22 protein-coding genes are annotated in these 23,668 nt (G+C 65.9%); 14 read left to right on the top strand and 8 right to left on the bottom strand.

The window, feature by feature from the left end; all coding sequences use genetic code 11:
• The 9 genes from DX03_RS19915 to DX03_RS19880 all read left to right on the top strand — a co-directional run bounded on the left by DX03_RS19915 (position 1) and on the right by DX03_RS19880 (position 7,573).
• Positions 1 to 687: a YIP1 family protein gene (locus tag DX03_RS19915; RefSeq protein ID WP_038691513.1), complete on the top strand. Its 687-nt coding sequence runs from the start codon at positions 1 to 3 to the stop codon at positions 685 to 687.
• Positions 684 to 1,901, top strand: coding sequence for an efflux RND transporter periplasmic adaptor subunit (locus DX03_RS19910; protein WP_038691511.1), 1,218 nt, complete (start codon positions 684 to 686; stop codon positions 1,899 to 1,901). Before DX03_RS19915 ends, DX03_RS19910 begins: the two co-directional genes overlap by 4 nt.
• A gap of 8 nt (positions 1,902 to 1,909) precedes the next feature.
• Positions 1,910 to 2,596, top strand: a complete 687-nt coding sequence (locus tag DX03_RS19905) for an ABC transporter ATP-binding protein (RefSeq protein ID WP_185753412.1) — start codon at positions 1,910 to 1,912, stop codon at positions 2,594 to 2,596.
• On the top strand, positions 2,589 to 3,818 hold the full coding sequence (locus tag DX03_RS19900; RefSeq protein ID WP_038691508.1) for an ABC transporter permease: 1,230 nt from the start codon (positions 2,589 to 2,591) through the stop codon (positions 3,816 to 3,818). The genes DX03_RS19905 and DX03_RS19900 overlap by 8 nt, the downstream gene beginning before the upstream one ends.
• Positions 3,819 to 3,944: 126 nt before the next feature.
• A complete protein-coding gene (locus tag DX03_RS21325) occupies positions 3,945 to 4,085 on the top strand; it encodes a hypothetical protein (RefSeq protein ID WP_185753411.1) in 141 nt (46 codons plus the stop codon).
• A gap of 61 nt (positions 4,086 to 4,146) precedes the next feature.
• The gene (locus tag DX03_RS19895; RefSeq protein ID WP_038691506.1) at positions 4,147 to 5,064 is read left to right on the top strand and encodes a hypothetical protein; all 918 of its coding nucleotides are present in this window, start codon (positions 4,147 to 4,149) and stop codon (positions 5,062 to 5,064) included.
• 11 nt (positions 5,065 to 5,075) lie between these two features.
• Complete coding sequence (locus tag DX03_RS19890; protein WP_051598948.1) at positions 5,076 to 5,885, top strand: hypothetical protein; 810 nt, start codon at positions 5,076 to 5,078, stop codon at positions 5,883 to 5,885.
• A gap of 36 nt (positions 5,886 to 5,921) precedes the next feature.
• Complete coding sequence (locus tag DX03_RS19885) at positions 5,922 to 6,812, top strand: ABC transporter ATP-binding protein (RefSeq protein WP_081797295.1); 891 nt, start codon at positions 5,922 to 5,924, stop codon at positions 6,810 to 6,812.
• Positions 6,809 to 7,573, top strand: a complete 765-nt coding sequence (locus DX03_RS19880; RefSeq protein ID WP_038691502.1) for a hypothetical protein — start codon at positions 6,809 to 6,811, stop codon at positions 7,571 to 7,573. Before DX03_RS19885 ends, DX03_RS19880 begins: the two co-directional genes overlap by 4 nt.
• Before the next feature lie 237 nt (positions 7,574 to 7,810).
• On the opposite strand, the gene DX03_RS19875 is transcribed toward DX03_RS19880, so the two are convergent.
• From DX03_RS19875 to DX03_RS19865, 3 genes are all read right to left on the bottom strand, one after another.
• On the bottom strand, positions 7,811 to 8,518 hold the full coding sequence (locus DX03_RS19875) for a 2OG-Fe(II) oxygenase (RefSeq protein WP_038691501.1): 708 nt from the start codon (positions 8,516 to 8,518) through the stop codon (positions 7,811 to 7,813).
• A gap of 125 nt (positions 8,519 to 8,643) precedes the next feature.
• Positions 8,644 to 9,660 (bottom strand): class 1 fructose-bisphosphatase, encoded by a 1,017-nt coding sequence (locus tag DX03_RS19870; RefSeq protein WP_038691499.1) that lies wholly within the window; start codon positions 9,658 to 9,660, stop codon positions 8,644 to 8,646.
• Between the two features lie 178 nt (positions 9,661 to 9,838).
• On the bottom strand, positions 9,839 to 11,041 hold the full coding sequence (locus DX03_RS19865; protein ID WP_038692727.1) for an amino acid aminotransferase: 1,203 nt from the start codon (positions 11,039 to 11,041) through the stop codon (positions 9,839 to 9,841).
• A 176-nt stretch (positions 11,042 to 11,217) separates the two neighbouring features.
• Here DX03_RS19865 and DX03_RS19860 point away from each other — a divergent pair, with 176 nt between their 5' ends.
• Entirely contained in the window at positions 11,218 to 13,344 is a 2,127-nt protein-coding gene (locus DX03_RS19860; RefSeq protein WP_038691497.1) for a TonB-dependent receptor family protein, read from the top strand.
• 47 nt (positions 13,345 to 13,391) lie between these two features.
• Here DX03_RS19860 and DX03_RS19855 read toward each other — a convergent pair whose 3' ends face one another.
• Positions 13,392 to 13,718 (bottom strand): hypothetical protein, encoded by a 327-nt coding sequence (locus tag DX03_RS19855; RefSeq protein ID WP_038691495.1) that lies wholly within the window; start codon positions 13,716 to 13,718, stop codon positions 13,392 to 13,394.
• A gap of 144 nt (positions 13,719 to 13,862) precedes the next feature.
• On the opposite strand from DX03_RS19855, the gene DX03_RS19850 reads away from it, so the two are divergent.
• From DX03_RS19850 to ligD, 3 genes are all read left to right on the top strand, one after another.
• A complete protein-coding gene (locus DX03_RS19850; protein ID WP_038691493.1) occupies positions 13,863 to 14,261 on the top strand; it encodes a hypothetical protein in 399 nt (132 codons plus the stop codon).
• Positions 14,262 to 14,354: 93 nt separating this feature from the next.
• Positions 14,355 to 15,302, top strand: coding sequence for a non-homologous end joining protein Ku (gene ku / locus DX03_RS19845; protein ID WP_038691492.1), 948 nt, complete (start codon positions 14,355 to 14,357; stop codon positions 15,300 to 15,302).
• A gap of 6 nt (positions 15,303 to 15,308) precedes the next feature.
• On the top strand, positions 15,309 to 17,855 hold the full coding sequence (ligD, locus tag DX03_RS19840; RefSeq protein ID WP_038691490.1) for a DNA ligase D: 2,547 nt from the start codon (positions 15,309 to 15,311) through the stop codon (positions 17,853 to 17,855).
• A gap of 74 nt (positions 17,856 to 17,929) precedes the next feature.
• Here the strand turns inward: ligD and DX03_RS19835 are convergent, their stop codons facing one another.
• The 4 genes from DX03_RS19835 to adh all read right to left on the bottom strand — a co-directional run bounded on the left by DX03_RS19835 (position 17,930) and on the right by adh (position 21,537).
• Complete coding sequence (locus DX03_RS19835; protein WP_038691488.1) at positions 17,930 to 18,316, bottom strand: hypothetical protein; 387 nt, start codon at positions 18,314 to 18,316, stop codon at positions 17,930 to 17,932.
• Positions 18,317 to 18,365: 49 nt separating this feature from the next.
• The gene (locus DX03_RS19830; protein WP_038691486.1) at positions 18,366 to 18,743 is read right to left on the bottom strand and encodes a DUF779 domain-containing protein; all 378 of its coding nucleotides are present in this window, start codon (positions 18,741 to 18,743) and stop codon (positions 18,366 to 18,368) included.
• A 149-nt stretch (positions 18,744 to 18,892) separates the two neighbouring features.
• Positions 18,893 to 19,921 carry an alcohol dehydrogenase AdhP gene (gene adhP / locus DX03_RS19825; protein WP_038691484.1) on the bottom strand — a complete coding sequence of 343 codons (1,029 nt, stop codon included), beginning with the start codon at positions 19,919 to 19,921 and terminating at the stop codon, positions 18,893 to 18,895.
• Between the two features lie 86 nt (positions 19,922 to 20,007).
• Positions 20,008 to 21,537 carry an aldehyde dehydrogenase gene (gene adh, locus DX03_RS19820; RefSeq protein ID WP_038691482.1) on the bottom strand — a complete coding sequence of 510 codons (1,530 nt, stop codon included), beginning with the start codon at positions 21,535 to 21,537 and terminating at the stop codon, positions 20,008 to 20,010.
• A gap of 237 nt (positions 21,538 to 21,774) precedes the next feature.
• Here adh and DX03_RS19815 point away from each other — a divergent pair, with 237 nt between their 5' ends.
• On the top strand, positions 21,775 to 23,667 hold the full coding sequence (locus DX03_RS19815; RefSeq protein ID WP_051598947.1) for a sigma-54-dependent Fis family transcriptional regulator: 1,893 nt from the start codon (positions 21,775 to 21,777) through the stop codon (positions 23,665 to 23,667).
• Position 23,668: the final 1 nt, after the last annotated feature.

Genomic DNA, 23,668 nt, shown 5'->3' with positions numbered 1-23,668 from the left:
ATGAAAGTACTGGGCGACGTGATCGTCTCGCCGCAGGATGCCTGGGATGATGTCAATCAGTGCGGACAGTGGATATTGCCGCTAGTGCTGCTGGCCATTGCGACGGTGGCTGCTTGGTCGCTCTATTACAGCAGGATCGACATCGTCTGGCTGCAGGATCGACTGCTGGTCGGAACCAGCGAGCTGCAGGGGCGCGAGCTGGCGTTGGCCCGCGACATCATGGGTCCCGGCCTGCTGGCCTTGGTGACAATCGGCTCTTCGCTGATCGTGGGCGCGATGGTCATGCTGCTGACTGCCGGTTACCTGCACTTGGTGGGGCGTACGTTGCGCGTCACGCACACCGGCCCGTCGTGGCTGGTATTTGCCGCTTGGCTGACGGTGCCCGAGACCTGCGCGCTGCTGCTGATGGCAGTGCGGCTGACCTTCGGAGCCAATCAACAGATACTTCCGGAGTCGGCCAATCCGCTATCGCTGTCGCAGCTGCTGCATATCGCCGCCGACAGTCCTTGGCTCTCGCTGACTGGGGCTATTGGTGTGCAGTCACTATGGACGCTGGCGCTGTTCACCGTCGGCGTTTCCCGATGGATGAAGATTGGCACCGTCCGCGCCGCACTTATCGCCGGCCTGCCGCCGCTGCTCATCTACGGCACCTGGGCACTGGTCATCGTGGTAGATGCAGGCGCATGAACAGACGCTTGGTCATAGCAGGTGTGGTGCTGGCGGTCGCAGCGGGCAGTCTGGCGCTGGCATTGAACGCGCGCGGCACGTCACCAGAGGTGGAACTGGAGATTGTCGAAAAGCGTGCGCTGCGTGCCACGGTGCTGGGTTCGGGCACATTTGATTTCCAGGACACAGCAGCGTTGTCGCCGGAAGTGATAGGCCGGGTGCGCGAGGTCATGGTCAATGAGGGCGACGCAGTCCAGCAGGGACAACTGGTCATGGTGCTCGATCAAGAAACCCAGAAGGCGGAAGTAGATCAGCGCGAGTCAATGGTGCGCCAGAAAGAGGTCGACATTGAGCGCCAGGCGGCCATGTTGAAGTTGCGCCAGCAACAGGCCCGCCGCAGCGCCGAGCTGGTTGCAGAGCGCCTAGTAGATGTGGCCAGTGACGAACATGTGCAACATGAAGCCGAACTGGCACGCCTGCAGCTGGCAGCGAGCCGCGAGGAGCTGCGTCAGTCTAGGGCCGCGTTGGCGCAGGTCCGTGAAATCCTGTCCAAGACCCATATCCGTGCACCGATCAGCGGCGTGGTCACCGCCATCGCATTAAAGGTCGGTGAAACCGCCGTGCCGAGCTCCACCGGCATTGCTGGGTCGAGCCTGATGACCATCGCCGATGTCTCAACGATGACAGCCAAGATCAAGGTGGACGAAATGGACGTGGCGCGGCTGCAGGCGGGCCAAAGCGCCATGGTGTTCGCAGGCTCCGCTGCGGATAAGTCCATTACCGGGCGGGTTCATCGCATTGCACTGGCACCGCCGCGCAATGGAATGGATACCAGCAGCACCGAACGCAGTTACGAAGTGGAAATTGCGTTGCAGGATGGCGATCACGCTACGTTGCGGACCGGCATGAGCTGCCGCGCCGAGATATTTGTCGACGAAGGCCGCGAGCCCGTTGCCGTACCGGTGCAGGCGGTAATGACCGAGACGCTCGAGGAAGTAGATCCTTCTTCGCGTAAGGAAAATCGCACGCACCGTCGGCAGTACGTGCTGGTGGAACTAGGCGGCGCGGTGCTCCGACGCTACGTGGAGTCCGGCATGTCTGACGATACCTATGTCGAGATCGTGTCCGGGCTAACCCCCGGAGACCGTGTTGTTGTCGGCCCGGCCAAGGTCATGCGCCACCTCCGTGACAACCAGTCCGTGAATGCGGTTCTGGTCGGCCCGGTAGGGCCGTGATGACTCCCATGCTCAATGTGAAATCCCTGCACAAACGTTACGCCATGGCGGGCGAAGACCTGCACGTGCTACGTGGCATCGATATCCAGATCCGCGAGAACGAGTACGTTGCCATCACCGGCCCGTCGGGCTCTGGCAAGTCAACGTTGATGAACATCCTTGGTTGCCTGGACCGCCCGACCGAAGGGCAGTACCTGCTCGGAGATCAGGATGTATCCCGCATGGACGAGCAGACCCTAGCGCTGGTGCGAAACCAAAGCATCGGCTTCGTCTTCCAGAGTTTCAACCTGATGCCGCGTGAGTCGGCGTTGAACAATGTTGCTCACCCGCTTCGTTACCGCAGGATGAGCCGCAGCGAGCGACGGCACCGTGCATTTGCTGCACTGGCGCGGGTTGGCCTAGCCGACCGGGCCACGCACCTGCCTAACCAGCTGTCAGGCGGGCAGCGGCAGCGCGTTGCCATCGCCCGTGCACTGTGCGGCGAGCCATCGATTTTGCTCGCCGATGAGCCGACCGGCAATCTGGACTCGGCGACGACCGCCGACATCATGAATCTCTTTGACTCGCTCTGGATCGAAGGCAGCACCATCGTGATGATCACCCACGAGCCGGACATCGCGGAACGCTGCCGCCGTGTGATCCGCATAGAGGACGGGCGCATCAGCAGCGACCGATTGAATCCGGTCCATGACTGACGTTCTGCTGACCATGGAAGCTGCATTCAACAGCATCCGAGCGCATACCCTACGCAGCCTGCTAACTGTGCTGGGCATTGTCATCGGTGTGGCCTCGGTCATTGCGGTGGTTTCCATATTCCAGGGCATGTCTGCCTCGATCACCGAACAGTTCGCCGGTCTTGGTGCCAACAATCTAAGCGTGCGTGCCGAGACCTCGTTCGAAGACCAATTGCAGGGGCGGCGCAGCCGCATCGCGATCAGCGACTATCAGCGTCTACATGACAGCGTGCAGCATCTGGCAGAGCTGTCGCCAACTCTCGATGTGCTAGGTGACCATGGCGGCAACGTCAGTGCGGGAAGAGTGGAGGCCTTCACCCGGGTGATTGCAAGCTCGCCTTCGTATCAGCACTCACGACAGGTCTACCCGCGCATCGGCAGGTTCATCACCGAAGCGGACAATGACTCGCGCCGCCGCGTCTGTGTGCTGGGCGAAACACTGCGGGAGAATCTCAACCTGCCCGCCAATCCGTTGGGTCAGTACATTCGCATTGGGTCGGAGTGGTTCAAGGTTGTCGGCATCATGGAGGAACGTGGCGAAGTGTTTGGCTTCAGCCAGGACGACTTCGTGCTAATGCCGTTCGCAACCGGCCTGGCGCTGGTTTCAGATCCCGCTCAGGTCGACCTGCGAATCGACCTGCAGGCGCGCGACAGAAGCAATCTGGAGTTTCTCCGGGACCGGGTCGAGCAGGTTCTGCGACAGTCACGCCGGCTTGCTGCGAGCGCTCCGGACGACTTCAAGGTGGAGACAGCCGACCAGCTGGGTGACTCGCTTCAAACCGTAATCAACCTGGTGACTACGGTGTTTGTCGGGGTGGTTGGGATCTCTCTAGTGGTCGGTGGGATCGGCATCATGAACATCATGTTGGTCTCGGTTACCGAGCGCACACGCGAGATCGGCATCTGCAAAGCGCTGGGCGCTTCATCACGCTCGATCCTGCTGCAATTCTTGGGCGAGGCCGTGCTGTTGAGTGCGCTGGGGGGGCTGATCGGCGTTGCGATCGGGTACGCCGGCGGCTTGCTGGCGTCTTCGCTAATACCCGGCCTACCAGCGGCTGTAGTGCCTTGGTGGACAGCGTTGCTGTCGGTGGCCTTCTCGGGATTGGTCGGGGTGATATTTGGCCTGATCCCGGCTGCCAAGGCGGCACGCTTGGACCCGATAGAGGCACTGCGTTACGAGTGACCACACTGCCTCAAACCGTCCCGCCACTACCACGGCGGTGACTACAGTGGTTTCGCATGCAATGGAGTGCATGCGTGTTGGAAGGGATACCAAACCGATGTCAATCTACCAACGCAAGGAAAGAACATGAAGAACGGAAACCTCGAAGCCCTGATCTCCAATCTGGAAACGCCGGTAGGCCTGAGTTGTGATGGTGGGAACATTGGCGGCTGGCGCTGCGCTGCTATCCGCGGTGCGGTGAAGCTCATCACCGAAGTGCTGAAGTAAGCCGACGGCCGTCCTCCCGCGCAAGGGCGGGCGGCCTTCTCCAGGGTATCAAGGAAGACACATGAGTACTTTCAAGCAGTCGCCGAAGGACTACACGGGACGCACGCTCGCCGGTCTGGATGTCGGCACGCGCGCCTCCGGCCTGGTCAACATACTTGGGTTGCTGGACTCGCGATCCAACTGCATCGATGACTACACCCCGCTGCTCAGGGCAGCCGCTGCCGAGGGTGAGTTCCAAGGGTTGGCCGCTCTGCTGCTGGGCAGTTTCGACCACGCTTCGCTGATCGGCAAGGCTGCCTATCAAGCTGAAGACCAAATTGAAGTCTTCCGCGATGAGGTCAAGACCGTTCTGATGGCCAAGGTGCCTGAGATGGATGTTGCGCACAGCAGTGTGACCGTCCGCGGTGGCCACCAGTTCACGCGATCAAAGCTGAACCTTTCGCCTAATGACGCCACCTTTCTCTTTCTTGGCGATGGTGCGATGGAGCTTCGGCACCTGCAGGTTCTGCAAGATTCGGCAGGTGATCGCTTGGAAGACCTTGGTTCTGTCCGATACGCCCACGGTGACGTTATGACCGTGCGCAGTGGCAAGGACGCTTTCGATACGATATCGGTCACCGGCACCATCTGGCTGCTCCAGTTGGTGATCAACGAGCATTCCGATCTGATTCATCACTATGACCGCGAAACTCTGCAGCGGAGTGGTGTGTCGTCGGCGAACTTCCATGCGAGTCGCATGGAGTTTGTCATGGACATCTTCAAGCGCTTTCCGGCAAATGGATCACTGGACATGCTGGAGCAGACCTATGACTCCAGCCGCTTCCATTTCGTTCGGTGGAAGGCGGTGCAGACACTGCTTTGCATGGACCTGCGACGTGGCGCGGACGTGCTCATGCGAGCCGGTTCGGACCAGCACCCCCAGGTTCGCGCTGCGGCGGATATTACCCTCCAGAATCTACGCCAGCACGGCCACATTTAGGGAGCACGGAAATGGCAATTACCTGGGACTTGGAAACGGATGCGTCGATCTCGCTGGGCGAGCTGATCGTCTTTCTCGATGCACAGGGTGGTCGCGTTCTGACGGATGATCTCGATTCCGCAGCCATGATGCTGCGCAGGCTCTACAACAACCGCACGTTCCTGTCCGAGACACTACTGCAGCAACTGGCCAACCCTGCAGCGTTCAAAGCCATGAATCCGTACACCCCTCAAGTGTTCATGCTGCATCGCACTGAACACTACTTCATCCGTGCAGCAATATGGACACCGCCGGAAGGGCGCACAGGTGAGGAGATCTTCTTCTATGAGGATCCCCATGATCACAACTTCGGTCTGCTGACGCTGGGCTACGAAGGGCCGGGCTACGAAACTGTCTTGTACGAATACGACCACGACCAGGTTGTGGGAGATGTGGGTGAAATAGTTGATGTTCGCTTTCTTGAACGCACGCGCCTGTCGCGTGGACGGGTGATGTTCTACAGGGACAGCAAGGATATCCACGTGCAATTTCCTTCCGAGGATTTCTCCATCTCCATCAATGTCGTCGTGCCGAAGATGCAGATGAATCGGCAGTACTCATTCGACATGGACCTGTCACCAGAAACCACCCGCGCGGTCATTCGTGAGAACCTGATGTTCCACACACCGACAGTGATCAGCCGGCTGGCATACGACATGGGTGTGCCGGATGTGGCGGCGAAACTGCAAGATTTCGTCGCCTCCACTGGCGATCTCAATGCACAGCGTATTGCCGACGAGTTCATCCGGGAGCTGCAAGCTCGACCGCTGGATACCGCATGATGTTGATCTCCGCGTGCCAGCGCAAAGGACGTCTCCATGGATGAAGCTGTCTGGGTTGAAGATCTGCACAAGGATTTTCCAGGCCATCCTTCTGCCTTGGCAGGGGTATCGCTGACCGTGCGGCAGAGCCAGTCGGTGGCCATCGTAGGACCCAACGGCTCGGGCAAATCCACCCTGTTCAAATCCATCGTCGGCTTGATCGAGCCCACCGCGGGGCGGGTGCGGCTGTTGGGGCAGCCATTGACGGAGGCGGGGCGGCGCGGCTTGGATCGCACTGGCATTGTGTTGGAAGGGCGGGCCAATCTGTACGATCGGCTGAGTATCCAGGAGAACTGCGATTACGCGTGCCGGCTGCGAGGCAAGCGCGTGGACCGACCTTACATGCAGGCGGTGGCTGACCAACTCGGCCTGGGCGCTCTGCAGCGACCGGTACGCCGGCTGTCCACCGGAAATCGCCAGCGTGCGGCTTTGTTGTGTGCGCTAGCACATCGCCCCGATCTGATCATGCTGGACGAACCCACGTTGGGGTTGGACGTTGAAGGCACTCTTGCGCTGGAGACGCTGTTGAAGAACGAGCAGCGGCGCGGCGCCAGCATGATCACCATTTCCCACGACGCCGGCTTTGTTGCCGCCACCGCCGAACGCGTGGTCGGTATGCAGGCCGGACGCTGGGCGTTTGAACGCACCGGTACCACGGCTGCGACTGCGGTCGAACGGTTCCGCCTTGCGGTTGAGGCCACCTACCCGCTACCAACTTCCGTCACGGCTACGCTGGTCCGAGAGGATACGTTTGCTGGGCAGCTGAGCCAGCTGCAGGCGCTGGCTCGGATCTATCCAGACCTGCGCCACGCCAGCATCACTGCAGTGGCGAGGACGCTGGATGCGTCCGTGGACTCGCCGGTTGGCGAAGGCGAGGAGATCGCATGAAAATTCTGCGTCTATGCCATGCGGAGATGATGCTGCATCTGCATCGGCAGCGCCGCTACGCCTTCGAGTTCGTGGCCAGCTCATTGGTCCTGCTGGCGGCGTTCGCAGCGCTTGCCTATGGCGTCGAGCTTTTGCCTACTGCGGACTTCATGCCTACGCAGTCTTCGCTGGCACTGGGCTTTGTGTTATGGAGCTTCGCCAGTGCAGCGTACAGCGGCATCGCCGGAGAAGCTGCAGATGAGGTCCGCGGACGCACGCTCGAACAACTCTGCGTGGTTGGGCGCCCTCTGCCGGTGGTGCTGATGGTGCGCTGTGGCTTGCAGATCATCGGCGCACTGCTGGGCACCTTGGTGCTGTTGCATGTAACGTTCTGGATAGTTGGACGCGAGGTAGATGTACCTGTTCCCCCATTGATCATCATTCTGCTTGTAGCCGCTCCTTCGCTGGTCGGTCTGGGCTTGATCATGAGTGGGCTGAACGTTCTGTTCAAACACGCTGAAGCGGTCAACGCGGTGATGCTTCTTGGCGTTATCGCCTTGGTGGGCGCGCCGGCCTATCCGGCCAATGCGCTGGCAACCCTTCCTTTCAGCCACGCTGCTGCCTGGATCATTTCCGAGCAGAGCACGCTCAGCCTGTCAGGGCAGTGGCTGCGTCTGCTGTTTGTAGCAGGCAATGCCATGTTCTATCTGGTTGCCGGCATGGCCGTGTTCGGCGCCTGCTACCGCGCTGCGCGATGGCGCGGCACGCTGGGCCACATCTGAGTCGGCTGGCGACCGCCTGCGCTATCGGCAACATTTCCCCCACGCTTCCGAATGCGGCGCAAATGGCTCCGCCGAAAATGGTGCGGCAGGGTGACTACAGGGCAGTACCTCTGGCTGCGTTGACGCAACGGCATCCTCTGGCCCAACTTCCAGCGTCATACAGAAGGAAGCCGGGTGATGGCGGTCTGCGACGTGGTGCTGTGGATCGTCAGCTGAGCAGGCAGCCCGGGCGGCCGGTCACTGGCCAAACAACTTCTGCGCACTCTGGAACAGCACCCAGCTGGTGGCGATGAACTTGTCGCCACCCTGCGGACGATTGCCGCGATGCGTGTGGGTGAACGCCGTCGGGGCGATCAGCAAGCTCCCCGTGCGCGGGGCGATCTTGCGGTGCTGGAACAGGAACTCGGTTTCGCCCTGCTCGAAATCATCGTTGAGGTAGAGCGTCCACAGCAGGTGGCGGTGCAGCGTTTCGCCGGCGGGATCGCGCGGGTACAGCTCGCAATGCCAATAGGGATAGCCACCCTCGCCCGCTGCATACCATTGCAGATTGATGGCACCGGGGCGCAGGCACGTACGGGCCAGATCCGACAGCGTTGCATCGTCCATGCCGGGGAAATCGTCGGCCGCCAGACGGCGCGGTTTACCTTCGCTGTCTTGGATCTGCAACATCAGCGGCGAGATCAGCGCCTGTGGATAACGCCGTAGATAACTCAAAACACCGCGGAAAACCGCCTGTTGCAACAGCATGTCGATATCGCGCCACGCGGCGTCGCCGCTGATGCGTAGATCCTTGCTGTGCTTGAGTTCCGGGAACACGCCGCTGCCCACTTCGCCGGGTCGCAACTGCGCACTGGTTCGCATCCTGGCCTGGATGGCGGCACACACATCGGCGGGGATGGCGTTGTGGATTACTTCAATGAAGTCGTGCTGCGTGTCGGCCGTCATGGGGTCATCCGTGGGCATCTGGCCCCGATGGTGACCGCTGCACTGGCCGATGTCACGCCGTTGCCACGTTGGGTTTCTTCATGGCACACACGGGGCCGGCAATGGGCCGGCCCCGTGCTTTGCGATCAGCCCTGCGCGCTGTCGTGCTCGCGGTGATAGCGGGTGGCTTCGGCCACTTCATTGCGCGAGCCGAGGAAGACCGGCACGCGCTGGTGCAGCTGGTCGGGCTGGATGTCCAGGATGCGCTCGCGGCCGGTGGTGGCCGCGCCGCCGGCCTGTTCCACCAGCAGGCCCATCGGGTTGGCTTCGTACATCAGGCGCAGCTTGCCGGCCTTGGACGGGTCCTTCTTGTCCCACGGGTAGATGAAGATGCCGCCGCGGGTAAGGATGCGGTGCACGTCGGCCACCATGCTGGCGATCCAGCGCATGTTGAAGTTCTTGCCGCGCGCGCCTTCCTTGCCGGCCAGCAGGTCCTGCACGTAACCCTGCATGGGGGCTTCCCAATGGCGCTGGTTGGACATGTTGATGGCAAATTCCTGGGTGTCGGCGGGAATCTGCATGTCCGGCGTGGTCAGCACGAACTCGCCCTTCTCGCGGTCCAGGGTGAAGGCATGGGTGCCGTGGCCCACGGTGAGCACCATCTGCGTGCTGGGACCGTAGATGCAGTAACCGGCGGCGACCTGCGCGGTGCCCGGCTGCAGGAAGCTGGCGTCGTTGGGCTGTTCGGTGCCGGGCGGGCAGCGCAGCACCGAGAAGATGGTGCCGACCGAGACATTGACGTCGATGTTGGAGCTGCCATCGAGGGGATCGAACAGCAGCAGGAAGTCACCGCGCGGGTAGGTGTCCGGCACGGGCTGGCAGTGGTCCATTTCCTCGGAGGCGCAGGCGGCCAGGTGGCCGCCCCAGGCGTTGGCCTCGAGCAGGATCTCGTTGCTGATGACGTCCAGCTTCTTCTGCGCTTCGCCCTGCACGTTGCCGGTACCGGCCTCGCCCAGCACGCCACCGAGCGCGCCCTTGCTGACCGCGATGGAGATGCTGGTGCAGGCGCGGGCGACGACGGCGATCAGCTGGCGCAGGTCGGCGTTGATGCGGCCGGCATGCTGCTCTTCGATCAGGTACCGGGTAAGCGACGTACGGGACATGGAATGGCTGCCAAAGACATTTGGGGGCCGTATTGTCGCCCGTTGCCGCGGGCATTACGAGGCAGGCGCAGGACAGGCCGCCAGGTCAGGAAGGCAGGGCCGCGTACGCAGCAAGGATCTGGATACGGGAACGGCCGCACTGGGCGGCCGTTCCTGTGGGTGCTTCAGCGCGCGCCGATCAGCCCTTGGCGACGGTCGCCACGGCCTTGGCCACGTACGCCAGGTTGCCCTGGTTCAGCGCGGCCACGCAGATGCGGCCGGTGCCGACGGCGTAGATGCCGAACTCGTCGCGCAGGCGGTCCACCTGCGGGCGGGTCAGGCCCGAGTACGAGAACATGCCGGCCTGGTCGTTGATGAACGCGAACTCCGGTGCGCCGGCGGCGACCAGGTTCTCCACCAGGCCGTGGCGCAGGGCGTGGATGCGCTCGCGCATCTCGGTCAGTTCCGCTTCCCACACCTGGCGCAGCTCGACGCTGTTCAGCACGCCGGCCACCAGCGCAGCGCCGTGGTTGGACGGGCTGGAGTAGATGGTGCGGATGATGCGCTTGACCTGCGACTGCACGGCCTTGGCCGAGGCCGCGTCCGGGGCCACCACCGACAGCGCGCCAATGCGTTCGCCATACAGCGAGAACGACTTGGAGTACGAGTTGGCGACCACGAAGCTGTCGATGCCGGCCTCGGCGATGATGCGCACCGCGGCGCCGTCTTCGCTGATGCCCTTGTCGAAGCCCTGGTAGGCCATGTCGATGAACGGGAACAGCTGGCGGTCCTTCAACAGCTCGGCCACCTGCTTCCACTGCGCGACGGTGAGGTCGGCGCCGGTCGGGTTGTGGCAGCAGGCGTGCAGCAGCACCACGGTGCCCGGCTGCAGCTTGCCCAGGTCGGCCAGCATGGCGTCGAAATCCACGCCGTGGGTGGTCGGGTCGAAGTAGCTGTACTCCACAACCTCGAAACCGGCGGCGCCGAACACGGCGCGGTGGTTTTCCCAGCTGGGGTTGCTGATGGCGATGGTGGCGTGCGGCAGCAGGCGGTGCAGCAGGTCTGCGCCCACGCGCAGCGCACCGCTGCCACCGATGGTCTGCGAGGTGGCCACGCGGCCGGCGGCCAGCAGCGGCGAGTCCTTGCCGAACACCAACTCGCGGGTGGCCTGGTTGTAGGCCGGCAGGCCGTCGATCGGCAGGTAGCCGCGCGGCTTGGCTTCATCGGCCAGCTGCTGTTCGATCTGCTTGACGGCGCGGAGCAGCGGAATGCGGCCGCTTTCGTCGTAGTAGATGCCCACGCCCAGGTTGACCTTGGTCGAGCGGCTGTCGGCGTTGTAAGCCTCGGTCAGGCCCAGGATCGGGTCACCTGGGACCAGTTCCACATTTGCAAAGAAGGACACGGCGGTACTCATTCGGATGACGGAAGGGGGGGAGGTTGGCGCGACGCAGGTTGCGGCAGAATCAGCCAAAACCAAGCCATCCTAACAAAGCCGCGCCGTGGGCGCGGCGGCTGCCGTCACGTGATCTTCCGTACCATGGCGTGCGGCGTGCCCTGCCGCTGAGGACCCCTGCCCGTATGCTGCGTTTTTCCGCGTTTGTCGTCCCCTCCGCGCTGCTTTCGGCGGCGCTGCTGCCGAACCCGGCACAGGCCGCGCCTGCCCCGGCCGATACCCCGCCGATCGAGCGCCTGCCGACGGTTCAGGTGCAGGCGGCGCGCGTGCAGCAGGTGGACGATGCGGACCTGCCGGCTTCGATCAGCACGGTCTGGCTGGATGACGACGCCAATGGAACCCTGGCCCAGGTGTCCGAAGCGCTGGGCGGCATCCCCGGCGTGGTGGCGCGCGACCGCCAGAACTATGCGCAGGACACCCAGCTGTCGATCCGGGGCTTCGGCGCACGGTCCACGTTCGGGGTGCGCGGGGTGCGCGTGCTGGTGGACGGCGTGCCGGCCACCATGCCCGACGGCCAGGGCCAGCTGTCGCATGCCAGCCTGCTCTCGGCGCAGCGGGTGGACGTGCTGCGCGGCCCGTTCTCGGCGTTGTACGGCAACTCCTCCGGTGGCGTGGTGCAGGTCTTCAGCGCCGACGGCGCCCCCGGCGACCCGTGGCGGCTGCGGCTGGACACCGGCAGCGACAACACCCTCAGCGCCGGTGCGCAGCTGCGCGGCCAGCAGGGACCGATCCGCTACAACGTGGCCGCCAACCACTTCCGCACCGATGGCTGGCGCGACCACAGCGCGGCCCGCCGCGAGTCGGTCAATGCGCGGCTGGGCACCGACGTGGGCGGCGGCCAGCTGGACCTGGTGCTGAATTACTTCGATTCGCCCGATGCGCAGGACCCGCTCGGCCTGAGCCGGGCCCAGGTCAACGCCGACCCGCGCCAGGCCACCGCCGTGGCCAGCCAGTACAACACCCGCAAATCGGTCCGCCAGGCCCAGGCCGGGCTGGTCTTCACCCGCACTGACGGCGCCCACACCTGGCGGGCGATGGGCTATGCCGGGCAACGCAGCGTGGAACAGTACCTCGCCATTCCCCCCGGGCCGCAGGCCAACCCGCTGCATGCCGGCGGGGTGATCGACCTGGACGGCGATTACGGCGGCGTGGACGCGCGCTGGAGCTGGCACGGCGACTGGGCCGGACGACCACTGGATCTTGTGATCGGCGCCAATGCCGACCGTCAGCTGCAGGATCGCCGCGGTTACGAGAACTTCGTGGGCGATCAGCTGGGCATCAAGGGCCGCCTGCGCCGCGACCAGGCCGACCGGGTGGAGAACATCGACCAGTTCGCCCAGGCGTGGTGGCAATGGGCCCCGCGCTGGTCGCTGCTGCTGGGCCTGCGCCACAGCACGGTGCGGTTCCGCTCCAACGACCACTACATCACCGCCAGCAACCCCGATGACAGCGGCGCGCGCCGCTACGCGGCCACCACGCCGGTGGCCGGGGTGGTGTTCCGCGCCAGCGATGCCTGGCGGCTGTACGCCTCGGCCGGGCGAGGCTTTGAGACGCCCACCTTCAACGAGCTGGGCTACCGCGCCGACGGCCAGGCGGGCTTGGCGCTGGACCTGTCGGCCGCGCGCAGCCGCAACCTGGAAGTGGGCAGCAAATGGCACGCACAGAGCGGGGCGCGGCTGGAAGCAGCCCTGTTCCGGGCCGACACCGATGACGAACTGGCGGTGGCCAGCAACAGCGGCGGGCGTTCCACCTACCGCAACATCGGCCGTACCCGGCGGCAGGGCGCCGAAGCCAGCTACGTGCAGCCACTGGGGGCGCAGACCGAACTGGCCGTGGCCTACACCTGGATCGAAGCGACGGTGCGCGATGCGTACCCGCTGTGCGGTACCGCCGGCTGCAACACGGTGCAGGCCGGCGCGCGCCTGCCCGGCGTGCCCCGGCAGCAGTGGAACGCGCGGATGCAGTACACGCCCGGGCCGTGGCAGTGGGCCGCCGAACTGGTGGCCTCCAGCGACACCGTGGTGAACGATTTGGCCACCGAGAAGGCGGCCGGGTATGCGTTGCTGAACCTGGAAGCGTCGCGCCGCTGGCAGACCGCGCAGGGCACCTTGCGGGCGTTCGCACGCATCGACAACGTGCTGGACCAGCGCTACATCGGCTCGGTGATCGTCAACGACGGCAACCAGCGGTACTTCGAGCCCGGCCCGGACCGGCGGGTGGGCGTGGGCCTGCAGTGGCAGTGGGCGCCGTGATCACCGGACCGCTGCCGGTATAGCGCGGCCCACCCAACGGGCTGCCGCTAGCGCGGGATCTTGGCCGGCACGAACGGCGAGGTGGGGTCGCTGGCGGGGAAGGTTTCGTCCAGGGCTTCATCCTGGTTGTCGCTGGCGTGCTCCTTGCGCGCCTGGCGCTGTTCCTGGTTCTCCCGCCCGCCCGGGTGCGGCACGCCGGTGGGGTCCTTGCGGTCGCGGTAGCCGTGGCTGGGGCCGGACACCACCGGCAGGTGGTCCGCTTCGGCCGGGGGAGACATCCCGGCGCCGCGGTCTTCGGCGTCCTGGTTGTCGTGTTTGGCGTGCTGTTCGCCAGGCACCGGGGTGCTGGCTTCGCGCAGGGGATCGCGTGGCATGGGAATCACTCCGGAACGGGGGACCTCCACTACAGCGCTTGGCGGGTGAAGTCCCTGCGAATCGCCTGCCCTGAACACATCTGTCACGGCTGGCTAACGGCGGCGGGACTATTTCTGCCTGCCCTGTACCGCCGGAGTCGTGCCATGCCCCGCCTGGACCGTCGCGCCGCCCCCGCGCTGTTCAACGCCTACCTGCAGCCCACCCGGAACACGCGCCGCGTACGCCGTGAGCGCACCGAGGAAGCCCAGGCGGTGGCGCAGGACTACCTGCAGTACATGCGCAACGATTACGAGCGCCGCCGCGGGCATGGCCACCGCAGCTGGCGCGATCTGTACCCGGCGTACGCATTCGCCCTGACCACGCACTATGCCGCCTGGCCACGCGGCAACGACGACGACACCGACGGCGAGCTGGCCGAGCACTGGGAACAGATGCGTGGGCAGTCGCGGTTGGGCTGGGGGCAGGCACGCGGCATCGTCGAGGACGCCTGGCTGGCGCTGGACCACATGCCGCCAGCGGCGGTGCACGGCCTGCTGCAGTAAGCCGTAAAGGGCCCCTGCACGGTGCGGACACGGGCGTTTCACGCCTGCCGCGGTACAGCTGCCCTCCCCCTGTAGCGTTGGAGTGGCCCTGCCATGGCCCGACCGATCTGGACCGGTACCCTCTCGTTCGGCCTGCTCAATCTCCCGGTCTCGCTGATGTCCGGCGAGCGCAAGGTCGACCTGCAGTTCCGCATGCTCGATTCACGCGACCGCAAGCCGATCCGCTTTGAGCGGGTCAACGCCGATACCGGCGAAGAAGTGCCGTGGAAGGACATCGTCAAGGCCTACGAGTACGACAAGGGCAGCTATGTGGTGCTGGAGGAGGACGACATCCGCTCGGCGGCGCCGGAGAGCCATGAGGCGGTGGAGGTGGAGACCTTCGTGGATGCCAGCACCATCGACCCGCGCTACTACGAGAAACCCTACCTGCTGGTGCCGGCCAAGAAGGCCGAGAAGGGCTACGTGCTGCTGCGCGAAACCCTGCGCAGGACCGACAAGGTGGGCATCGCCCGGGTGGTGGTGCGCACCCGCGAGTACCTGTGCGCGGTGATGCCGCATGGCGACGCGCTGGTGCTGATGATCCTGCGTTACCCACAGGAACTGGTCGACCCGGAAGACTACAAGCTGCCCACCGGCTCACTGGCCGACTACCGGATCAACAGCAAGGAAACGGCCATGGCCGAGCAGCTGATCGCGTCGATGTCCGGCGAGTGGAAACCCGATGACTACCACGACGAATTCCGCGAACGGCTGCAGGTGCTGCTGAAGAAGCGGATCAAGGCCAAGGGCGGCACCACCCAGGTGGAGGAAGAACCCGCGCCGCGCGAGGACGACGCCACCAACGTGGTCGACTTCATGTCGCTGCTGCAGAAGAGCCTGGATGCCAAGAAGCGCACGCCGGCCAGGAAGACCGCCGTGACCGCTGCGCCGAAGAAGGCCGCCGCCAAGAAGGCCAAGGCGCCGGCGAAGGCACCGGCCAAGGCGGCCAAGGCCGCGAAGAAGCCCACCAAACGTGCCACCCCCACGCGCAAGGCCGGGTAAGCGCCGATGTCACTGCAGGAATACCGCCGCAAGCGTCGTTTCGACGGCACCCCCGAGCCGGACGCCGACCGCCGCGGTGCGCCGGCGCGGCGCCCGATCTTCGTGGTGCAGCTGCACCATGCCAGTTCGCGCCACTACGATTTCCGGCTGGAAGCCGATGGTGTGCTGAAGAGCTGGGCGGTACCCAAAGGGCCGTCGCTGCGCGCGGGCGAGAAGCGCCTGGCGGTGGAGGTGGAGGACCACCCGCTGTCCTACGCAGGGTTCGAAGGCGATATTCCCAGCGGCCACTACGGCGCCGGGCATGTGGATGTGTACGACCACGGTACCTGGGCCTGCGATGGCGACCCGCTGGAGGCGATCGCTGCCGGCAAGCTCGACTTCGTGCTGCACGGCGAGCGCCTCAACGGCGGCTGGAAGCTGGTGCGCACGGCGATGAAGGGCAAGCAGCACCAATGGCTGCTGATCAAGCGCGACGACGCGCAGGCACGGGACGCAGAGGCCGATGACATGCTGGACACACCGCCGCCACGCGGCGCCGCCCGCAAGCGCGCAGCGGGGACCAAGGCTGCGCCGCGCGCTGCTGCAAAAACAGCCAAGCGCCCGGCCACGCCCGCGCCTGCACGCAAGGCCGACGCGCGCTGGCGCAAACGCGCGTTGGCGCTGGAGGGCGCACGCGACGCCCCTTACCCAGCCGGCTTCAAGCCGCAGCTGACCGACCACCGCGCCACCGCACCGGACGGCGATGGCTGGCTGCACGAGATCAAATGGGACGGCTACCGCCTGTTGGCCGAGGTCAACGACGGGGTGGTCGCGCTGCGCTCGCGCGGTGGCCTGAACTGGACCGAGGATTTTCCCGAGGTGGTGCAGGCCATTGCCGCGTTGCCGGTGCGCGACCTGCGCCTGGACGGCGAGCTGGTGGTGCTGGATGCGCAGGGCTGCAGCGATTTCACCGCCTTGCAGAAGGTCATCGACGGCACCGCCAAGCAGCCGCTGCGCTACGTGGTGTTCGACATGCCCGGCATTGCCGGGGTGGATATCAGCCGCTGCGGGCTGCTGCAGCGCAAGGCGCTGCTCAAGGACCTGATCGGTCCGGGTCCGGGCACGCTGGCCTACAGCGACCACGTGCTTGACCATGGACCGGCGGTGTTTGCCGCCAGTGGCGAGGCCGGGTTCGAAGGCATCATCAGCAAGCGCGTGGACGCGCCCTACGTCAACGCGCGCTCGCCGGCGTGGATCAAGATCAAGCACGAGACCACCGACGAATTCCTGATCGTGGGCTACACCGATCCCAAGGGCGCGCGCAGTGGCTTCGGCTCGCTGCTGATGGCCACGCCCGACACAGGTGGCCTGCGTTACGTGGGCCGGGTGGGTACGGGGTTCGACGATGCATTGCTGCGCACGCTGACCGCGCGCTTGAAACCGCTGGCGGTGAAACAGGACGTGCTGGCACTGCCGGCGCACGTGCCGTTCAACGCACGCAGCGTGCATTGGGTGAAGCCGGTGCTGGTGGCCGAAGTGGCGTTCCGTGGCTGGGCCAAGGAAGGGCTGCTGCGCCAGGCCAGCTTCAAGCGGCTGCGCGAGGACAAGCATCCCGGTGACTTGGGGGCGGCCGGCCAAGGGCTGGCGAAGGGCAAGGCTATGAAGAAAGCAACGACGCGCGGCAACGCCAGCGCGCCGACCGCAGGTGAGGCCGCGGAAGACGTCAGCATCAGCCATCCCGAACGCGTGGTGTTCGCCAAGGCGAAGATCACCAAGGGCGAGGTGGCCGACTACTACCGGCAGATGGCGCGCTGGGTGCTGCCCGAAGTGGCGCGGCGCCCGCTGTCGGTCCTGCGCTGCCCGGACGGGGTGGACAAGCCCTGCTTCTTCCAGAAACATCACGGCACCGGGCTCGGCGACGCGGTGCGCGCGATCCCGCTGGAACAGAAAAGCGGGCGCGAAGACTACCTGTACATCGAGGACGTGGCCGGGCTGCTGCAGCTGGTGCAGATGAACACCCTGGAGCTGCATCCGTGGGGCGCCACCGTGGCCGATCCGGAGCATCCGGACCGGCTGGTGTTCGACCTGGATCCCGGCGACGGGGTGAGCTGGGCGCAGGTGAAGTCGGCCGCGCGCGATGTGCGCGACCGGCTGTTGGATACCGGCCTGCAGAGCTTCGTGCGGCTGTCCGGTGGCAAGGGCGTGCACGTGGTGGTGCCCTTGCAGCCCAAGGCCGACTGGGCCCAGGCCAAGGACTTCTGCGACGCGTTCGCGCAGGCCATGGCCGAACATGCGCCGGACCGCTACGTGGCCACCATGAGCAAGGCCAAGCGCAATGGGGTGATCTTCATCGACTGGCTGCGCAATGCACGCGGCGCCACCAGTGTCAGCTCGTGGTCGCTGCGCGCGCGGCCCGGTGCCGGCGTGGCAGTGCCGCTGCGCTGGGAAGAGCTGGGCCGCATCACCGCCGCCGATGCGTTCCCCATGGCCAAGGCGCTGCAGCGTGCGCAGCGCTTGAAGCAGGATCCATGGGAGGGAATCGAGGCGGTGAAGCAGGTGCTGCCGGGGGCGTGACGCCGTAGGGAGTGCGCGGGTGGTGCGTTTGCCCCGGCAGTCGATCGGGATGCGACCCTACCGCGTAGTTCGCCTCACTGCGGGCGATAGCGCGCGCCCAGCCAGATGCCGGCGGCCTGCAGCGGCAGCGAGAGCAGCAGCACCAGCACGAACCAGAACGGGAAGTCGTTGCCCAGGTCCCAGGCGGCATAGGCCGACGCAGCGGCGATCACCGCCCACACCACCCCACCGTGGACGTAGGGCAGCGCCGGCGCGTAGCGCGCAGCGAACGCAGTGGCCGCCAGGCCGCCGAGGATGGTCCAGCCCAGGTCCCAGGCAAGGCGCGCCTGCCCGCCCTCGCCCAGGCCGATCCACGGCGCAATCCAGCCGGCCGCGCCGCTGACCATGCCCAGCACGAACAGCGCCACCACCACGCACAGCACGGACAGTACGACGGTCTTGGCAAGCGACAACGCGGACATGGCGATCCAGGGCAACGGGACAGTGCCCATTATGGACGCGTGCGTGGGTTCAGACCTTGCCGGCGTCTTTCAGCTGCGCGAACTCGTCATCGCTGAACAGCCGCGAGCGCACCAGGAAGCGCACGCCCTCGCCGTTCTCCAGCGAGAACATGCCGCCGCGTCCGGGCACTACGTCGATGATCAGCTGGGTGTGCTTCCAGTACGCGAACTGCGACGGGCTGATGTAGAACGGGGCGCCGCCGATCTCGCCGAGCTGCACGTCGCGGTCGCCCACGATGAAGTCACCCTGGGCAAAGCACATCGGCGAGGAGCCGTCGCAGCAGCCGCCGGACTGGTGGAACAACAGCGGGCCGTGGCGGGCGTGCAGCGTTTCGATCAGCTGCAGTGCCGCCAGGGTGGCGGTGACCTGGGGTGGTTGGGCGCGCATCGTTGGGTTTTCCTGGGAGCCGGCCAGCGGCCGGCAGTACCGGGTTCTGGGCATTGCGGGGAGCCGGCCAGCGGCCGGCACTACCGGTGCAGGGTGCGGCCTGCCTTCGTTGGGAGAGGAGGAACGAAGACAGGCCGCGGCACGAGCGGTTACGCGTTGAGATCCAGCACCACGCGGCCTTCGATCTTGCCGGCGTGCATGCGCGCGAAGATGTCGTTGATGTTCTCCAGGCGGTCGCTGGTGACCGTGGCCGCCACCTTGCCCTGCTCGGCGAACTCCAGCGATTCCTGCAGGTCCAGGCGGGTACCGACGATCGAGCCACGCACGGTGATGCCGTTGAGCACCATGCCGAAAATGTCCAGCGGGAAGTTGCCCGGCGGCAGGCCGTTCAACGACACCGTGCCACCGCGGCGGACCATGCCCAGTGCCTGTTCGAAGGCCTTCGGCGATACCGCCGTGACCAATGCACCGTGCGCGCCGCCGATTTCCTTCTTCAGGAACGCGGCCGGGTCGGTGGTGCGCGCGTTGACCGTGATCGTCGCGCCGAGGCGCTCGGCGAGCTTCAGCTTGTCGTCGTCGATATCCACCGCAGCCACGTTCAAGCCCATGGCCCGGGCATACTGCACCGCCATGTGGCCCAGCCCGCCGATGCCGGAGATCACCACCCACTGGCCCGGACGGGTGTCGGTGACTTTCAGGCCCTTGTACACCGTCACGCCCGCGCACAGGATCGGTGCGACCTCGATGAAGCCCACGCCCTTGGGCAGCAGGCCCACATAGTTGGCATTGGCCAGCGCGTATTCGGCGAAGCCGCCGTTGACCGAGTAGCCGGTGTTCTGCTGCGCTTCGCACAGCGTTTCCCAGCCGCCCATGCAGTGCTCGCAATGGCCACAGGCCGAGTACAGCCACGGGATGCCGACGCGGTCACCTTCGCGGATATGGCTGACACCCGCGCCCACCGCCACCACGTGGCCCACCCCTTCGTGCCCGGGAATGAACGGCGGATTGGGTTTGACCGGCCAGTCGCCCTCCACCGCGTGCAGGTCGGTGTGGCACACACCACACGCCTCGATCTTCACCAGGATGTCGCCGGGGCCGGGCCGCGGTACCTCGACTTCCTCGATGCGTAACGGCTTGCCGAATTCGCGGACGACAGCGGCCTTCATGGTCTTGTTCATGCATGGATCTCCGTGGATTGCCAATGACAGCACTGTGGCGCCGGCCTCCGGCCGACGCCTTGATCGTGATCAAGCAGGGCGCGGGCTCAGAAGAAGCCCAGTTTCTTCGGCGAGTAGCTCACCAGCAGGTTCTTGGTCTGCTGGTAGTGGTCGAGCATCATCTTGTGGTTCTCGCGGCCGATGCCGGACTGCTTGTAGCCGCCGAACGCGGCGTGTGCCGGGTAGGCGTGGTAGCAGTTGGTCCACACGCGACCGGCCTGGATGCCGCGGCCCATGCGGTACAGGCGCGAGGCATCGCGGCTCCACACCCCCGCGCCCAGCCCGTACAGCGTGTCGTTGGCGATCTCCAGCGCTTCTTCCTCGGTCTTGAAGGTGGTCACCGATACCACCGGCCCGAAGATTTCTTCCTGGAAGACGCGCATCTTGTTGTGGCCCTTGAACACGGTGGGCTTCACGTAGAAGCCACCGGCGAGGTCGCCGTCGAGGGTGGCCTGCTCGCCGCCGATCAGCACCTCCGCGCCTTCCTGCCTGCCGATATCGAAGTAGGACAGGATCTTCTCCAACTGCTCCGACGACGCCTGCGCGCCGACCATCGTGTTGGGGTCCAGCGGGTTGCCCTGCTTGATCGCGGCCACGCGCTTGAGCGCGCGTTCCATGAATTTTTCGTAGATCGATTCCTGGATCAGCGCGCGCGACGGGCAGGTGCACACCTCGCCCTGGTTGAAGGCGAACAGCACGAAGCCTTCGATGGCCTTGTCCAGGAAATCATCGTCCTCGGCCATGACATCGGCGAAGAAGATGTTGGGCGACTTGCCGCCCAGTTCCAGCGTCACCGGAATCAGGTTCTGGCTGGCGTACTGCATGATCAGCCGGCCGGTGGTGGTTTCACCGGTGAAGGCGATCTTGGCGATGCGCGGGTTGGACGCCAGCGGCTTGCCCGCCTCCACGCCGAAGCCATTGACCACGTTCAGCACGCCGGCCGGCAGCAGGTCGCCGATCACCTCCATCAGCACCAGGATCGAGGCGGGGGTCTGTTCGGCCGGCTTGAGCACCACGCAGTTGCCGGCCGCCAGCGCCGGGGCCAGCTTCCAGGCGGCCATCAGCATCGGGAAGTTCCACGGGATGATCTGCCCGACCACGCCGAGTGGCTCATGGAAGTGGTAGGCAATGGTGTCCTTGTCGATCTCCGACAGGCTGCCTTCCTGCGCGCGTACCGCCCCGGCGAAGTAGCGGAAGTGGTCGGCCATCAGCGGGATGTCGGCGTTGAGCGTTTCGCGGATCGGCTTGCCGTTGTCCCAGGTCTCGGCATGCGCGAGCAGGTCCAGGTTCTCCTCGATGCGGTCGGCGATCCTGTTGAGGATGTTGGCGCGTTCGGTGGTGGAGGTCTCGGCCCAGGCGCGTTTGGCGGCATGCGCGGCGTCCAGCGCCGCTTCGATGTCCTCGGCGTTGGAGCGGGCCACCTCGGTGAAGACCTTGCCGGTGACCGGCGTGGTGTTCTCGAAGTACTGGCCGCTGCGGGGTGCCACCCACTGCCCGCCGATGAAGTTGCCGTAGCGCGGCTTGAAGATGGACTGCGGGTCGGTGGCGTGCGGCTTGGCGGACGTGACGGCGTTCATCGGGGTGCATCTCCGGCAGGTAGGGAAAGGCCCGTAAGGGTCCTTCCCTGCCGCAAGGACGGTGCCAACTCTGGCCTGCTGCGCTGCGGCACGCCTTCCGGCCGCGGCCGGCCACGGAACATGCCTGTGATCTGCGGCGGTGCAGCAGCGAAGGTCATTGCGCAGTAACGCTGCCTGTGCTGTTTATCGGAACAGGTCCCGCTACAACTGTCGCAGATTGCGACACTGGAGAAACAGGTGTCCCAGCAGCCGCTCCTGCACCGTGTCGGCAATGCGCGTCGTTCGTTCTTCGAGCGCGGCGCGACGCCGGTCGGCATCGTGCCCGACACCATCCTGCAGTCGTGGCAGCGCTGCCTGCGTGGCGGGCTGTCGGTGGATGCGCAGCCGGAGGTGGAGCCGTTGCCGGATGCACGCCTGCGCGAACTGCGCGAGCGCCAGCAGAAGCTGTGGCGGCTGGCCCGCCCCGAGCTGGACGGGCTGGCCGCCGACATCGCCGCCGCCGGCAGCATCGTGCTGCTCACCGATGAAGACGGCTGGATCCTGGATGCCGAAGGCAGCCCGGGTTTCCTCGACAAGGCCGGGCGCGTGGCGCTGATGCCGGGCGTGCGCTGGGACGAGACCACGGTGGGCACCAACGCCATTGGCACGGCCATCGTGGAAGGCCGCTCGGTGGAGGTACGGGGCGGCGAGCACTACTTCGCCCCGCACGGCATCCTGACCTGCTCGGCCACGCCGATCTTCGACCCCTACGGCCAGCGCGTGGGCGTGCTGGACATCTCCGGCGATGCACGATTGCAGCACCTGCACGCGCGGGTACTGGCGCGGCAGGCCGTGGCGCACATCGAGCACCGCTACTTCGACGCGGGGCTGGCCGACTGCGAACTGGTGCGGCTGCACCACGACCGCACCCTGCTGGGCACCCCGCGCGAAGGCATCCTGGGCTTCCGCGGCGGCCGCCTGGTGGCTGCCAACCGTACCGGCCTTGCGCTGTTCGGGCTGGAGCATGCCGATATCGGCCATGCGCCGTATGCCGCGCTGTTCGATGGGCCGTTGGCGCGCCTGCACGACGACGGTGCGCTGATCGACCGCCAGGGCCGCGCGCTGTACGGGCAGCTGGGCGAGGGCCAGCGTGCGCCGGTGCGGGGCCGTGCGGATGCGCGGCCGGCGGCGTTGCCGACCGGGTCACGCCGACCGGCGGCCACCGCAGTGGATGCCACCCCGCTGTTCGATGCCGACCAGCAGCGCGCGCTGGATCGCGCCTGCCGCGTGCTGGATGCGCAGTTGCCGGTGCTGCTGCAGGGTGAGACGGGCACGGGCAAGGAGGTCTTCGCCCGCGAACTGCACCGGCGCAGCCTGCGCGCCGACAAACCCTTCGTCGCGGTCAACTGCGCGGCCTTGCCGGAGGGCCTGATCGAGGCCGAACTGTTTGGCTATGAAGAAGGCGCGTTCACCGGCGCGCGCCGCCAGGGCAGCACCGGCCTGCTGCGCCAGGCGCAGGGCGGCGTGCTGTTCCTGGACGAGATCGGCGACATGCCGCTTGCCCTGCAGCCGCGGCTGCTGCGCGTGCTGCAGGAACGCACACTGTCGCCCCTGGGCGGCGGCAAGCCGGTGCAGCTGGATTTCACGCTGATCTGCGCCACCCACCGCGACCTGGACCTGGCCATGCAGGCGGGCGATTTCCGCAGCGACCTGTACTACCGCATTGCCGACCATGCGGTGCCACTGCCGGCGCTGCGTGACCATCCTGATCGGGCCGAGCTGCTGCGCGGCCTGTGGCAGCGCCTGGGCCAGGGCCGCACGCTGGCCGACGCCGCGTTTGCCGCACTGGCCGCGTATGCCTGGCCGGGCAATCTGCGCCAGTTGTGCGCGTGCCTGCGCACGCTGGTGGCATTGAGTGAGCCTGGCGAGGTGATCGCCCTGGATGCCCTGCCGGCCTACCTGCGCGCGCCGCTGAGCATGCAGGCCCCTGCCCCTGCCCCGCACGCCGATGCCGGCGCGCTCGACGCGATCGCCGAATCCGCGATGCGCGCCGCGCTGGCCGATGCCGGCGGCAACGTGGCGCAGGCGGCGCGCAGGTTGGGCATCAGCCGCAGCACTCTGTACCGCAGGCTGGGGCGTCCGGTCCGCTGAG

Origin of the sequence: Stenotrophomonas rhizophila, from assembly GCF_000661955.1 — a bacterium.
Classification (GTDB): Bacteria; Pseudomonadota; Gammaproteobacteria; order Xanthomonadales; family Xanthomonadaceae; genus Stenotrophomonas; species Stenotrophomonas rhizophila.
Note: the sequence above shows the minus strand (reverse complement) of the source record. Positions and strands in the feature narration are given on the sequence as shown.

Excerpts from the sequence above, each read along its gene's own strand:
- ligD (WP_038691490.1), top strand. The coding sequence starts at position 15,309 with ATGTCACTGCAGGAATACCGCCGCAAGCGTCGTTTCGACGGCACCCCC.
- DX03_RS19910 (WP_038691511.1), top strand. The coding sequence starts at position 684 with ATGAACAGACGCTTGGTCATAGCAGGTGTGGTGCTGGCGGTCGCAGCG.
- DX03_RS19880 (WP_038691502.1), top strand. The coding sequence starts at position 6,809 with ATGAAAATTCTGCGTCTATGCCATGCGGAGATGATGCTGCATCTGCAT.
- DX03_RS19850 (WP_038691493.1), top strand. The coding sequence starts at position 13,863 with ATGCCCCGCCTGGACCGTCGCGCCGCCCCCGCGCTGTTCAACGCCTAC.
- DX03_RS19885 (WP_081797295.1), top strand. The coding sequence starts at position 5,922 with ATGGATGAAGCTGTCTGGGTTGAAGATCTGCACAAGGATTTTCCAGGC.
- DX03_RS21325 (WP_185753411.1), top strand. The coding sequence starts at position 3,945 with ATGAAGAACGGAAACCTCGAAGCCCTGATCTCCAATCTGGAAACGCCG.
- adh (WP_038691482.1), bottom strand. The coding sequence starts at position 21,537 with ATGAACGCCGTCACGTCCGCCAAGCCGCACGCCACCGACCCGCAGTCC.
- adhP (WP_038691484.1), bottom strand. The coding sequence starts at position 19,921 with ATGAACAAGACCATGAAGGCCGCTGTCGTCCGCGAATTCGGCAAGCCG.
- DX03_RS19870 (WP_038691499.1), bottom strand. The coding sequence starts at position 9,660 with ATGTCCCGTACGTCGCTTACCCGGTACCTGATCGAAGAGCAGCATGCC.
- DX03_RS19890 (WP_051598948.1), top strand. The coding sequence starts at position 5,076 with ATGGCAATTACCTGGGACTTGGAAACGGATGCGTCGATCTCGCTGGGC.
- DX03_RS19915 (WP_038691513.1), top strand. The coding sequence starts at position 1 with ATGAAAGTACTGGGCGACGTGATCGTCTCGCCGCAGGATGCCTGGGAT.
- DX03_RS19895 (WP_038691506.1), top strand. The coding sequence starts at position 4,147 with ATGAGTACTTTCAAGCAGTCGCCGAAGGACTACACGGGACGCACGCTC.
- DX03_RS19830 (WP_038691486.1), bottom strand. The coding sequence starts at position 18,743 with ATGCGCGCCCAACCACCCCAGGTCACCGCCACCCTGGCGGCACTGCAG.
- DX03_RS19860 (WP_038691497.1), top strand. The coding sequence starts at position 11,218 with ATGCTGCGTTTTTCCGCGTTTGTCGTCCCCTCCGCGCTGCTTTCGGCG.
- DX03_RS19900 (WP_038691508.1), top strand. The coding sequence starts at position 2,589 with ATGACTGACGTTCTGCTGACCATGGAAGCTGCATTCAACAGCATCCGA.
- DX03_RS19835 (WP_038691488.1), bottom strand. The coding sequence starts at position 18,316 with ATGTCCGCGTTGTCGCTTGCCAAGACCGTCGTACTGTCCGTGCTGTGC.
- ku (WP_038691492.1), top strand. The coding sequence starts at position 14,355 with ATGGCCCGACCGATCTGGACCGGTACCCTCTCGTTCGGCCTGCTCAAT.
- DX03_RS19855 (WP_038691495.1), bottom strand. The coding sequence starts at position 13,718 with ATGCCACGCGATCCCCTGCGCGAAGCCAGCACCCCGGTGCCTGGCGAA.
- DX03_RS19875 (WP_038691501.1), bottom strand. The coding sequence starts at position 8,518 with ATGACGGCCGACACGCAGCACGACTTCATTGAAGTAATCCACAACGCC.
- DX03_RS19905 (WP_185753412.1), top strand. The coding sequence starts at position 1,910 with ATGCTCAATGTGAAATCCCTGCACAAACGTTACGCCATGGCGGGCGAA.